This is a genomic window from Rhodosalinus sp. FB01, from assembly GCF_041365715.1.
GTDB lineage: Bacteria > Pseudomonadota > Alphaproteobacteria > Rhodobacterales > Rhodobacteraceae > Rhodosalinus.
Map to the genome: position 1 here is coordinate 226,360 of NZ_JBGFSH010000003.1, position 11,966 is coordinate 238,325.

An 11,966-nucleotide genomic window follows, 5' to 3' on the forward strand; every position below is an offset into this window, starting at 1 on the left:
ATGTGTCACATGAACTTGACACATCGGGCGTCAGCGGCGATCCTGCCCGGGACAGCCGGAGCCGCGCATGACCCTTCACTCTCCCGATGTCGCCCCAGCAAAGGGGCTGGACGCGCCAGAGAGCGGCGGCGCGCCCCGGCCCGGCCTCTGCACCGACTGCGGCGTCTCGCGCATGGGCGACGGGCGGGCCTGCGGCCGGGCATGCCAGTTCATCCGCCCGGACTACCCCTCCCTCGAACGCGCGGCACACGGCCGCGCCGCGGATCCCGACCGGGGCGAGGAAGCCTTCTTCGGCGTCTCCAGGCGCATGCTGCGCGCGCGCCTCGACCCGCCCGCGGAGGGCGCGCAATGGACGGGGCTGACCACCGCGATCGCCGCGGAGCTGCTGCGCGCGGGCGCCGTGGACGCGGTGCTGACAGTGGCGCCGCATCCGGACGACCGCTGGACGCCGCTGCCGGTGATCGTGACCGAGCCCGAGGCCCTCGCGGATTGCCGCGGCATGCGCATGGGCTACGCGCCCACGCTGGCCCTGCTGGAGCCCGCGCGCGCCGCGGGGCACCGGCGCATCGCGATGATCGGGATCCCGTGCCAGGTCTACGCGCTTCGCGCGCTCGAGGCCGAACTCGGGCTCGAGCGGCTTTACGTCATCGGCACGCCCTGCTCCGACAACACGACGACCGAGAATTTCCACGGCTTCCTGGCGCGCCTCGACGACCGGCCCGAGACGATCAGCTACCTGGAATTCCGCGCGGATTACCGGGTGGAGCTGCGCTTCGACGACGGGCGGAAGCCGCGCTTCATCCCGTTCCTGAAACTGCCGCTCTCGGACCTGCCGGCGGATTTCTTTCCGATGACCTGCAAGACCTGCGTCGACTACACCAACCGGCTGGCCGACGTGACGGTAGGCTACATGGGCGGCGACGGCGACCAGTGGGTGATCGCCCGGAACGCGCGCGGCGAGGAGATGCTGGCCGCCCTGGGCGGGCGTCTCGCCACGCGCCCGCTGACCGACAAGGGCAAGCGCGAGGCGGCGGTGAAAGGTTTCCTGGCCAACACGGAGCGCGCGGCGGGCGGGCTGCCGCTGCGCCGGATGCCGAACTGGGTGCGGCCCATCGTGGCGTGGCTCCAGCCGCGCATCGGCCCACGCGGGCTGGAGTTCGCGCGCGCACGCGTCGAGATGAAGGCCATCGAGACGGTGCTGCACCTGCGCCGCGCCCATCCCGCGAAGGTGAAGAACATGGTCCCCGGCCATGTCTGGCGGATTGCCGCGCGCTACGGCCTCGCGCCCGCGCCCGACGAACGCCGGGAGGACGGCTAGGCCGCCTCGCGCAGCATGATCCGCGCCTCCGGCCCAGAGAGCGCGCGCCGCGCATGCGGGCCGTACAGCGCCGGATCCTCCGCGATCTCGGGCATCGCCGCCAGAAGCCGCGCCCGGTCCCCGGCGTCGAGCGTTTCGAGCGACGCGCCGGCGGGATGGAAGCTCTCGGTCTCGACGCCGTTGGCCCAGAGCACTTCGTGGCGCGGCAGAAGCAGGTGGATGTAGGTCACCTCCGGCACGTCCAGATCCACGCGCACGCCGCGCCCGCCGACGAGGTCGCGCGCCGCGACCAGGACCTCCGGCTCGTCGTAGAGCGCCCGTGCCACCGGCCCGCGCAGAACCACGCGATGCCCCGGCGAGACCAGCAGCGCGCCGTCCGGACGATCCTCGCCCAGCGCGCCCGGCCCGATCCGGACGGGACGAAGATCCGGCATGGCGAAGAGACGCGCGCCGCTCATCCGGCGGCTGCCCACCCACAGCACCTCCTGCCCGCCGTCGTCCTTGGTCTGCACCCGGTCGCCGGGATGCAACGTCTCGACCCGGCGCGGGCCGTCGGGCGTGGCGATGACGGTGCCCGGAGTGAAGCAGATGACGTTCGTTCCCGCCATCAGCCCCTCGGGCATGGCCGGCCGGGCGAGGCAATGGTCCACGACCCAGAGGTCGGTCCCCCGGGGCGGTGTCGCGCCCGCGAACATCAGAAGCGGTCGCGCGCCCTCGCCCGGTTCGATCAGCGTGACGGTGAAGCGCCGCGCGCCGTCGGTCACGACGAAGCTCTGGTCGGGAAGAAAGCTCTGGTCGGCAAGGCTGCCGGATCGTGCCGCGCCCGCGGGCGCGCCGTCGATCGCCGCCGCGACGAGCCCGCGGACCAGGCGCGCGGCCCGGCGGCGCGCCGCCTCGGGACACACGTCGCCGCCCGGCGGCAGAAGCCCATCGGGGCTTTCCACACAGACGGGATCGCCGTGCCAGCTCCAGACCGCGCCCACCTCGAGCGCCGCGACCGGCGCGGCGTCGAGCCCGTCGACCTCCGTCTGCGCCCAGGAAATCAAGAAGGTTCCGTGAAGATCGGACCTCATGCCTGTCTGCCTGCCCTGCCCTGCCCGTTTTGCCTTTACGCGGAAACTAGCAGGAGACCCGGCCGCGAGAAAGCCGCCGGCGCGAAAACCACGCGAATTCCGCCGCTTGATGTGAAATCCTCACACCACTCGCAGGTTTCTGCACGCCTTGGTTGCAGCACATGCCCCGCGCACCAAGCCTTGCGTGCACCACCGTCTCGGGCGGCAACGGTTATCCCGCATAACTTTTTCGAGCGCGGTGCCAGAAAAGGGGGTGCAAGACCGGAGCGACCTGCTAGAAATCCCCCGAGGTCACGCATGATGGGGAGGAGACCACACATGACCATGACACGCAGAACCCTGTTCGGCGCCGCCGGGGCCGCGGCGCTTGCGCTCGGGGTGGCCGGCGCGGCCGCCGCGCAGGAGGTCACGCTGCGCCTGCACCAGTTCCTGCCGCCACAGGCCAACGTGCCCAAGCTCGTGCTCGATGTCTGGGCCGACAGCGTCGAGGAAGACTCCGACGGCCGCATCAAGGTGGAGCGCTACCCGTCCATGCAGCTTGGCGGCAGCCCGCCGGAACTGATCGACCAGGCCATCGACGGCGTCGCCGACGTGGTCTGGACGGTGGTGGGCTACACGCCCGGCCGCTTCCCGCGCACCGAGGTGTTCGAACTGCCCTTCATGATGACGAACGCCCGCGCGGCCAGCCGCGCCTACTGGGAGATGTTCGAGGAGCACATGAAGGACACCGAGTTCCGGAACGTCCACATCCTCGGCACCTGGGTGCACGGCCCCGGCATGCTGCACGTCAACAAGGAGGTGCGCACGCCCGAGGACATGCAGGGCCTGAAGATCCGTGGCGGGTCGCGCACGGTCAACGACCTGCTGGAGCGGATGGGCGCGACCCCGATCGGCATGCCCGTGCCCGCGATCCCCGAGGGCCTCTCCAAGGGCGTGATCGACGGCACGACCATCCCGTGGGAGGTGACCACCGCGCTCAAGGTGCCGGAACTCGTGGAGTATCACACCGAGTTCGAGGGCAATGCGCTTTACACGCTCACCTTTGTTCTGGCGATGAACAAGGACCGCTATGAAGGCCTGCCCGACGACCTGAAGCAGGTGATCGACGAGAACTCGGGCCTCGAGTTCTCGATCTTCGCCGGTGGCACGCAGGCCGATGCCGACGGGCCGGCCCGCCAGGTCGCCGTCGATCGCGGCAACACCATTATCACCGTGTCCGAAGAGGGGACCGAGGAGTGGCGGGCCCTCGCGGACCCGATCTACGAGGCCTGGGTCGCCGACATGGAGAGCAAGGGCATCGACGGCCAGGCACTGCTCGACGAGGCACGCTCCAAGATCGAGGAGTACACGCCCCTCTACGAAACCGGGACGAACTGATCGGTTGACGTCCCCGGCGGCGCCCCGCGCGGGCGCCGCCCTTCGCCCTCGGAACCCCGGAAAAGCGAGACGAGACCACCATGTACGGTATGGTGAACAGGCTTGCGCGCACCATGGCGCTGACAGGCGGCGTGGTGCTGATGGCGCTCGTGATCATGACCTGCGTGTCGATCGCGGGGCGCGTGACGAACGGCGTGCTGCACGCCGACTGGGTGGAGGCCGTCGCGGGCGGCGCGGCGCGCTGGCTCATAGACGCGGGCGTGGGGCCCGTGAACGGCGATTTCGAGATCCTCGAGGCGGGCGTCGCCTTCGCGATCTTCTCGTTCCTGCCGATCTGCCAGCTTTACGGGGCGCATGCGACCGTGGACGTCTTCACGTCGTTTCTGTCGGATCGGGCGAACCGCATCATCGCCGCCTTCTGGGAGGTGGTGCTGACCGGCGCCATCATTCTCATCAGCTGGCGCCTCTTCGAGGGGTTCCTCGACCGGTACGAGAACGGCCAGACCTCCTGGCTGCTCCAGTTCCCGATGTGGTGGTCCTACCTCGCAAGCTGGATCGCCTCGGCGGTGGCTGCCGCGGTCGGCCTCTATTGCGCCGTGGCGCGGGTGGGCGAAAGCCTGACCGGGCGCCGCATCCTGCCGGCCGGAGGGACGGTCGAATGAGCATGCTCGAACTGGGCTTCCTGTCCTTCCCGATCCTGCTTCTGATGATCTTCCTGCGGGCGCCGATCGGGCTCGCCATGCTGCTCTGCGGCAGCGGGGGGCTCTGGCTCGCGCTCGGCGCGCCGAACCTGTTCCTGTCGAAACTGAAGAGCGAGACCTACAGCACCTTCTCGAACTACTCGCTCACGATCATCCCGATGTTCCTGCTGATGGGGCAGTTCGCCACCGTCTCGGGGATGTCGAAGGCGCTTTTCAAGGCGGCCGAGGCGTTCCTCGGCCATAGGAAGGGCGGCGTCGCGATGGCCGCGGTGGGCGCCTGCGCGGGCTTCGGCGCGATCTGCGGCTCCTCGCTCGCCACCGCGGCCACCATGAGCCGCGTCGCCCTGCCCGAACTCAAGCGCTACGGCTACTCGGGCGGCTTCTCCACCGCCCCGCTCGCGGCCGGCGGCACGCTCGGCATCCTGATCCCGCCCTCGGTCATCCTCGTGATCTACGCGATCCTGACCGAGCAGAACATCGCCAAGCTTTTCCTCGCCGCCTTCATCCCGGGCGTCCTCGCTGCCGCAGGCTACATGATCGCCATCTCGATCTACGCCCGGCTCCATCCCGATTCGGTCGGCGCGCGCGAACCCGTGCCGTGGGACGAGCGGATGCGCGCGCTGGTCGATGTCTGGCCGGTGCTGATCGTCTTCCTGCTGGTGGTGGGCGGCATCTACCTCGGCTGGTTCACCCCCACCGAGGGCGCCGCGGTGGGCGCCGCCGGAACCGGGGTCATCGCGCTGCTGTCGGGCAACATGAGCTGGGCGCTCTTCCGCGAGAGCATCATCGCCACCGCGACCTCCACCGCGATGATCTTCTTCATCGTGCTCGGCGCCGGGTTCTACAACTCGTTCCTGGCGCTCACGCAGGTGCCGCAGGAGCTGTCCGCGATGGTGCTCGAACAGGGCTTCGCGCCGCTGACGGTGCTCATCGTGATCCTGTTCTTCTATCTGCTCTTCGGCTGCGTGATGGACTCGCTGTCGATGATCCTGCTGACCGTGCCGATCTTCTTCCCCGTCATCACCGCGCTCGATTTCGGGCTCACCCCCGAGCAGGTGGCGATCTGGTTCGGCATCCTCGTGCTGATCGTGGTCGAGGTCGGGCTGATCACGCCACCCGTAGGCATGAACCTTTTCATCATCAACAACATGGACCGCGAGACTCCGATGGCAGCGACCTACCGCAGCGTTCTCTACTTCATCGCGTCCGACGTGGTGCGGGTGGCGATCCTCGTGGCGTTCCCGGCGATCACGCTCTTCCTCATCCCCGCCTGACGGGGCCACCCGCGTGGCCCTACCCGGGCTGCGCCTCTTTGCGCCAAGGTAGTTATCGGTCATAACAGTCACAAAACACGGGAGCCGAACCGCCCATGTCCGAGCCGATCCTCACAGTCGAGACCGACGGCCCCGTCGCCACCCTCACCATGAACCGGCCCGAAAAGCGCAATGCGATGAACGACGCGCTGCTCGACGCGCTCGACGCCTTCTTCTCGGCCCCGCCGCCGGGCGTGCGGGTCGCGGTGCTGTCCGGGCGCGGCGGGCATTACTGCGCGGGCCTCGATCTATCCGAGCACGCAGAGCGTGACGCCGAGGCGACGCTCCTGCACTCGCGCGGATGGCACGCGGCTCTCGACCGCGTTCAGTTCGGCGGGCTGCCCGTGGTCTCGGCCATGGCCGGCGCGGTGATCGGCGGCGGGCTGGAACTCGCCACGGCAACCCATGTGCGGGTTGCCGACGCCACGGCGCGGTTCCAGCTGCCCGAAGGGCGGCGCGGCATCTTCGTGGGCGGCGGCGCGAGCGTAAGGGTGGGCCGGATCCTCGGCCCCGACCGCATGACCGAGATGATGCTGACCGGGCGGAGCTACGGCGCCGAAGCGGGGCTCTCCCTCGGGCTGGCGCACTATGTCGTGGAGGAGGGCGCGGCGCTCGCCCACGCGCAGGAGCTCGCGCACCGGATCGCCGGGAACGCGCAACTCTCGAACTACATCGTGATCCAGGCGCTCGCGCGCATCGGCGACATGTCGCGGGGCGACGGGCTGTTCACGGAAAGCCTCGCCACCGCGATCGCCCAGACCAGCCCCGACGCGCGGGAGGGCCTCGCCGCCTTCCTCGATAAGCGCGCCCCGCGCTTCCGCTGAGGCCCGCCCCGATGCCGCGCCGCGCCGACACGATCCCGCCCCCCGCCGAGACACGGGTCTCGGATGCGGGCCTGCGCGTCTTCATCGGCTATCACATGCGCCGGGCCATGGCCGCGCTCCAGGCCGACCTTGCCGACACGCTGGCGCCCTTCGGGCTGCGGATGATCCCGTTCTCGGTGCTCGTCCTGATCGTGGACAACCCCGGTCTCCGGCCCTCCCAGATCGCCGAGGCGCTCGCCATCGAGCGGTCCAACCTCGTCTCGCTGATCGACGGGCTGGCGCGCGAGGGGCTCGTGGTCCGTCAGCCGGTCGCGGGCGACCGCCGCGCCCACGCCCTGAGCGCCACGGCGCGCGGCGCCGCGCTTTGCGCCCGGGCGCGCGCGGCCGTCGCCCAGCACGACGCGCGAATGAGCGCGGGCCTCGACGAGACCACCCGCACGCGGCTGATCGGGTTTCTGAACAGGGTGGAAAACTCCGATGGACGCGGCTGACCGCTACCGCCCACACGCCATCGCGCGGGAGGCGCGGTCCGACGACGGCGTGATCCTGCGCTCGCAGGTGCCGCTCGGCCCGGTGGCGCGTCGCAGTCCGGACTGGCTGATGCACTGGGCCGCCGAGGCGCCGGGCCGCGTTTTCGTGGCCGAACGCTCGGGCGCGGGGTGGCGCGCGGAACGCTACGCCGCCGCGCTCGAGAAGGCGCGCGCCATCGCCGCGGCGCTCATCGGGCGGGGGCTATCGACCGAGACGCCGATCCTCATTCTGTCGGGCAACGGGGTGGACCACGCGCTTCTGACGCTTGGCGCGCAATACGCGGGCATCCCCACGGTTCCGGTGGCCGAGCAATACGCCCTGATCCCGGGCGCGCACCGCCGCCTCCGCCACGTCGTCGAGCTCACGCGGCCCGCCCTCGCCTTCACGGAGGACGCCGACGCGGTGGCCGAGGCGCTGGCGCTCGACGCCTTCGCGGGCCTCGAGATCGTGGCGTCGCGTCCCGGCGACACTGGCGCCACGCCCTTCGACGCGCTGCTCTCGGGCGACGCCGGCGCGGATGCCGAGGCGGCGCTGGCCAGGGTGGGGCCGGAGACGGTGGCGAAGATCCTGATGACCTCGGGCTCCTCTTCCGCGCCCAAGGGCGTGCCCACCACCCAGCGGATGATGTGCGTGAACCAGGCGCAGATGGGCGCCGTTCTCCCCTTCCTCGCGGCGCGCCCGCCGGTGATCCTGGACTGGCTGCCCTGGAACCACGTCTTCGGCGGCTCGCACAACTTCAACATGATGCTCGCCAACGGCGGCAGCCTCTACATCGACGACGGCAAGCCGCTTCCGGGGCACTTCCCCCGCACGCTCGAGAACATGGCGCTGGTGACCGGCACGATGGCCTTCAACGTGCCCGTGGGCTACGCGATGCTGGCCGAGGCGCTGCGGGCGGACGCCGGGCTGCGGCGGCGCTTCTTCGACGGGCTCGACATGATTTTCTACGCGGGCGCGGCCCTGCCGCCCGAGGTCTGGCGCGCGCTGGAGGAGATGGCGGCCGCCGAGGGCGCGGCGCCGCTCATCACGACGAGCTGGGGACTGACAGAGACGGCCCCCGCGGCACTCATCCGCCACGAGCCGCCCGGGCAGCCGGGGGTCGTCGGCGTGCCCGTGCCGGGGCTCGAGGCGAAGCTCGTGCCGGCCGGGAACGGACGCCACGAGATCCGCGTGCGCGGGCCGAACGTCTTCGCGGGGTATCTCGACGACCCCGACACGACGGCGGATGCCTTCGACACGGAGGGCTTCTTCCGCACCGGAGACGCGGTGCGCTTCGCGGAGGAGGAAGCCCCCTCCGTGGGCCTCGCCTTCGACGGGCGGATGTCCGAGGAGTTCAAGCTCGACACCGGGACATGGGTGCGCAGCGCCGAGCTCCGCCTCGCCGCGCTCGGCGCGCTCGCGCCGCTGGCCGCGGACGTGGTGCTTTGCGGAGAGGGCCGCCAAGAGCTGGGGCTGATGATCTTCCCCGACCGGGGCGCGCTGGCGCGCGCGGGGCTCGACGCCGAGGAGACCGGCGGCGCCCTCGTCGCGCCCGCGCTCTCGCAGGCCGTCGCCGCGCGCCTCGCCGCCCTGCCCGCCACCGGCTCGGCCACCCGGATCGCGCGCGCCATGGTTCTCTCCGCCCCGCCCGACATGGGCGCGGGCGAGATCACCGCCAAGGGCAACCTGAACCCCCGCGCCGTGCAGGCCGCGCGGGCGGAATTGCTCGACCGGCTTTACGACGACGCCGACCCGGCCTGCATCCTGATCGGAAGGGACATGCCGTGATCGCCCTCGACAAGATCCGCGCCATCGACATCCATACCCACGCCGAGGAGCCCTGCGGGAGCCATCCCGACGACGGCTACGACGAACTGCAGGCGACCATGGCGCAGTATTTCCGCGCGCCCTGGTCCCATCCGCCCACCGTGCCCGAGACCGCCGAGCACTACCGCGCGCAGGGAATCGCCGCCGTGATCTTCCCCGTGGATGCCGAGCGGGAGACCGGCTACCGCCGCTACGCGAACGAGGAAGTGGCCGAGATCGCCGCGGAGTACGACGATATCCTGAACCCCTTCGCCTCGATCGACCCCTGGAAGGGCAAGGCCGGGCTGCGCGAGGCGCGGCGGCTGATCGAGAACTTCGGCATCCGGGGCTTCAAGTTCCATCCCACGATGCAGGGCTTCTACCCCAACGACCGCATGGCCTTTCCGCTCTACGAGGCGATCGCCGAGGCGGGGGCCATCGCGCTCTTCCACACCGGCCAGACGGGCGTGGGCTCCGGCATGCGCGGGGGCAACGGGATGCGGCTCAAGTATTCGAACCCGATGCATCTCGACGACGTGGCGGTGGATTTCCCCGAGATGACGATCATCGCCGCGCATCCCTCCTTCCCCTGGCAGGAGGAGGCGCTCGCCGTGGCGCAGCACAAGCCCAACGTCTACATCGACCTTTCCGGTTGGTCGCCAAGGTATTTCCCGGATATCCTCGTGCGCTACTGCAACTCGATCCTGAAGAAGAAGGTGCTCTTCGGGTCGGACTGGCCGATGATCACGCCCGAGCGCTGGCTCGCCGATTTCGAGAAGATCGCCATCAAGGACGAGATCCGGCCCGACATCCTCAAGGGGAACGCCGCGCGCCTCCTCGGGCTGTCCTGAGCCTGTCGCGGCCGGCGCCCTTGCGCCCGCGCGCCCCGCCGCTAGGGTGCGCGCCAGCCTGACAAGGAGACCGCCCCATGAGGATGAGACCGCTCGGCCGCACCGGCCTCGAGGTGAGCGAGCTGTGCCTCGGCACCATGACCTTCGGTACGCAGACTCCGCCCGAGGACGCCCACGCCCAGATGGAGCGCGCCCGCAAGGCCGGCGTCAACTTCCTCGACACCGCCGAGATGTACCCGGTGAACCCGGTCCGCGCCGAGACCGTGGGCAGGAGCGAGGAGATCATCGGAGACTGGTTCGCGAAGACCGGCCGGCGCGGCGAGTGGATCGTGGCCACCAAGCATTCCGGCGAGGGGCTCAAGGCGGTGCGCGACGGCGCGCCGATTTCCTCGAAGACCATCCCGGAGACGGTGGAGGGCTCGCTGCGGCGGCTGCGCACCGACGTGATCGACCTCTACCAGTTCCACTGGCCCAACCGCGGCTCCTACATGTTCCGCCAGAACTGGCGCTACGACCCCTCGGGCCAGGACCGCGCCGAGACGATCGCCCACATGGAGGACGCGCTCGAGGCGCTGGAGCGGCAGGTGGAGAAGGGCAACATCCGCTTCTTCGGCCTCTCGAACGAAAGTGCCTGGGGCACCTGCCAGTGGCTCCGCCTCGCCGAAGAGCGCGGGCGGCCCCGGGTGCAGACCATCCAGAACGAGTATTCGCTGCTCTGCCGGCTTTACGACACCGACCTCGCGGAGCTCTCCGCCAACGAGGACGTGCACCTGCTGCCCTTCTCGCCGCTGGGTGCCGGGTTCCTCACCGGCAAGTACCAGGGCGGCGCGGTGCCCGAGGGATCGCGCATGTCGCTCAACGCCGGGATGGGCGGGCGGAAGAGCCCGCGCGTCTTCGAGGCGGTCGCCGCCTATCTCGAGATCGCCAGCCGCTTCGGGCTCGACCCGGTGCAGATGGCGCTCGCCTGGGCGGCGCGGCGGCCCTTCGTGGCCTCGGCGATCTTCGGCGCGACGACGCTCGCCCAGCTCGAGCACGCGCTCGGCGCGGCGGAGGTGACGCTGTCCGACGAACTGCTGGAGGCGATCGACGAGGCGCACCGCGACCACCCGATGCCCTACTGAGCGTGGCGCTGGAGCTGACATCCCTTGCCGCGCTGGCGGCCCTCGACGTGGACGAGATCATCGACGTCCGCTCGCCCTCGGAATACGCCGAGGATCACCTGCCGGGCGCGGTCAACCTGCCGGTGCTGTCGGACGAGGAGCGCGCGCGCGTCGGCACCATCTACGTGCAGCAGGACCGCTTTCTCGCCCGCAAGGTCGGCGCGGCACTGGTCGCGCGGAACGCCGCGCATCATCTCGAAGGCCCGCTCGCCGGCAAGGATGGCGGCTGGCGGCCGCTCGTCTATTGCTGGCGGGGCGGGCAGCGTTCGGGAAGCTTCGCCTCGATCCTCGAGCAGGTGGGCTGGCGGGTGTCGCTTCTGAAGGGCGGCTACCGAAGCTATCGCCGGCTGGTGGTGCGGGCGCTCTACGACGCCCCCTTCCCCGCCCCGGTGGTGCTGGTGGACGGGATGACCGGCACCGCCAAGACCTGGATGCTCGCCCATCTCGCCAAGGCGGGCGCGCAGGTGATCGACCTCGAGGGGCTGGCCAAGCATCGCGGCTCCGTCTTCGGCGCGCGGCCCGGCGGTCAGCCCTCCCAGAAGATGTTCGAATCGCGCCTGGCCGCGGAGGTCGCGGCGCTCGACCCCGCGCGGCCGGTTTTCGTCGAGGCCGAAAGCGCCAAGGTGGGCGAACGCATCGTGCCCCCCGCGCTCTGGGCGGCGATGAAAGCCGCGCCCCATGTCCGCCTGGAGGCCCCGCTCGAGGCGCGGGCGGATTACCTGACAACGGCCTATGCCGATCTGCTGGAGGACGCCGAGGCGCTCGAGGAGGTGATCGGAAAGCTCGTGCCCTATCACGGGCGCGAGACCTGCGCGCGCTGGCAGGAGATGGCCCGCGCGGGCGCCTTCCGGGACCTCGCCGCCGAGCTCGTCACCCGGCACTACGATCCGCGCTACGCGAAATCGGCCGCGCATCGGGGCGCGCCGCGGGCGGTCATCCCGATGGAGCGGCTCGACGAGGCGCGCCTCGCCGAGGGGGCGCGGCGGATCCTCGCCGCGATCGCCTGAGGCGCGGCGCGGCGCGGCGGCGCGGG

Annotated in this window: 11 protein-coding genes; 10 read left to right on the forward strand and 1 reads right to left on the reverse strand. The window is 70.7% G+C overall.

Annotation, left to right across the window (positions count from 1 at the left end):
- Positions 1-67 precede the first annotated feature (67 nt).
- Complete coding sequence (locus AB6A65_RS05800; RefSeq protein WP_371037415.1) at positions 68-1,318, forward strand: Coenzyme F420 hydrogenase/dehydrogenase, beta subunit C-terminal domain; 1,251 nt, start codon at positions 68-70, stop codon at positions 1,316-1,318.
- Here AB6A65_RS05800 and AB6A65_RS05805 read toward each other — a convergent pair.
- Positions 1,315-2,391: a Hint domain-containing protein gene (locus AB6A65_RS05805; protein ID WP_371037416.1), complete on the reverse strand. Its 1,077-nt coding sequence runs from the start codon at positions 2,389-2,391 to the stop codon at positions 1,315-1,317. The two genes, AB6A65_RS05800 and AB6A65_RS05805, sit on opposite strands and share 4 nt — an antisense overlap.
- A gap of 324 nt (positions 2,392-2,715) precedes the next feature.
- On the opposite strand from AB6A65_RS05805, the gene AB6A65_RS05810 reads away from it, so the two are divergent.
- The 9 genes from AB6A65_RS05810 (at position 2,716) to mnmH (ending at position 11,940) form a co-directional block, all read left to right on the forward strand.
- Positions 2,716-3,768, forward strand: a complete 1,053-nt coding sequence (locus AB6A65_RS05810; RefSeq protein WP_371037417.1) for a TRAP transporter substrate-binding protein — start codon at positions 2,716-2,718, stop codon at positions 3,766-3,768.
- Positions 3,769-3,848: 80 nt separating this feature from the next.
- Complete coding sequence (locus AB6A65_RS05815; protein ID WP_371037418.1) at positions 3,849-4,430, forward strand: TRAP transporter small permease; 582 nt, start codon at positions 3,849-3,851, stop codon at positions 4,428-4,430.
- On the forward strand, positions 4,427-5,743 hold the full coding sequence (locus AB6A65_RS05820; RefSeq protein ID WP_371037419.1) for a TRAP transporter large permease: 1,317 nt from the start codon (positions 4,427-4,429) through the stop codon (positions 5,741-5,743). Before AB6A65_RS05815 ends, AB6A65_RS05820 begins: the two co-directional genes overlap by 4 nt.
- A 95-nt stretch (positions 5,744-5,838) precedes the next feature.
- Positions 5,839-6,606: a crotonase/enoyl-CoA hydratase family protein gene (locus tag AB6A65_RS05825; RefSeq protein WP_371037420.1), complete on the forward strand. Its 768-nt coding sequence runs from the start codon at positions 5,839-5,841 to the stop codon at positions 6,604-6,606.
- Between the two features lie 11 nt (positions 6,607-6,617).
- Complete coding sequence (locus AB6A65_RS05830) at positions 6,618-7,097, forward strand: MarR family winged helix-turn-helix transcriptional regulator (protein WP_371037421.1); 480 nt, start codon at positions 6,618-6,620, stop codon at positions 7,095-7,097.
- Complete coding sequence (locus tag AB6A65_RS05835; protein WP_371037422.1) at positions 7,084-8,904, forward strand: AMP-binding protein; 1,821 nt, start codon at positions 7,084-7,086, stop codon at positions 8,902-8,904. Before AB6A65_RS05830 ends, AB6A65_RS05835 begins: the two co-directional genes overlap by 14 nt.
- A complete protein-coding gene (locus tag AB6A65_RS05840) occupies positions 8,904-9,773 on the forward strand; it encodes an amidohydrolase family protein (protein ID WP_371037646.1) in 870 nt (289 codons plus the stop codon). Before AB6A65_RS05835 ends, AB6A65_RS05840 begins: the two co-directional genes overlap by 1 nt.
- A 77-nt stretch (positions 9,774-9,850) precedes the next feature.
- Positions 9,851-10,894 carry an aldo/keto reductase gene (locus AB6A65_RS05845; protein WP_371037423.1) on the forward strand — a complete coding sequence of 348 codons (1,044 nt, stop codon included), beginning with the start codon at positions 9,851-9,853 and terminating at the stop codon, positions 10,892-10,894.
- A 2-nt stretch (positions 10,895-10,896) separates the two neighbouring features.
- Complete coding sequence (mnmH, locus tag AB6A65_RS05850; protein ID WP_371037424.1) at positions 10,897-11,940, forward strand: tRNA 2-selenouridine(34) synthase MnmH; 1,044 nt, start codon at positions 10,897-10,899, stop codon at positions 11,938-11,940.
- Positions 11,941-11,966: the final 26 nt, after the last annotated feature.

Excerpts from the sequence above, each read along its gene's own strand:
- AB6A65_RS05800 (WP_371037415.1), top strand. The coding sequence starts at position 68 with ATGACCCTTCACTCTCCCGATGTCGCCCCAGCAAAGGGGCTGGACGCG.
- AB6A65_RS05835 (WP_371037422.1), top strand. The coding sequence starts at position 7,084 with ATGGACGCGGCTGACCGCTACCGCCCACACGCCATCGCGCGGGAGGCG.
- AB6A65_RS05810 (WP_371037417.1), top strand. The coding sequence starts at position 2,716 with ATGACACGCAGAACCCTGTTCGGCGCCGCCGGGGCCGCGGCGCTTGCG.
- AB6A65_RS05820 (WP_371037419.1), top strand. The coding sequence starts at position 4,427 with ATGAGCATGCTCGAACTGGGCTTCCTGTCCTTCCCGATCCTGCTTCTG.
- AB6A65_RS05825 (WP_371037420.1), top strand. The coding sequence starts at position 5,839 with ATGTCCGAGCCGATCCTCACAGTCGAGACCGACGGCCCCGTCGCCACC.
- AB6A65_RS05830 (WP_371037421.1), top strand. The coding sequence starts at position 6,618 with ATGCCGCGCCGCGCCGACACGATCCCGCCCCCCGCCGAGACACGGGTC.
- AB6A65_RS05805 (WP_371037416.1), bottom strand. The coding sequence starts at position 2,391 with ATGAGGTCCGATCTTCACGGAACCTTCTTGATTTCCTGGGCGCAGACG.
- AB6A65_RS05815 (WP_371037418.1), top strand. The coding sequence starts at position 3,849 with ATGTACGGTATGGTGAACAGGCTTGCGCGCACCATGGCGCTGACAGGC.
- AB6A65_RS05845 (WP_371037423.1), top strand. The coding sequence starts at position 9,851 with ATGAGGATGAGACCGCTCGGCCGCACCGGCCTCGAGGTGAGCGAGCTG.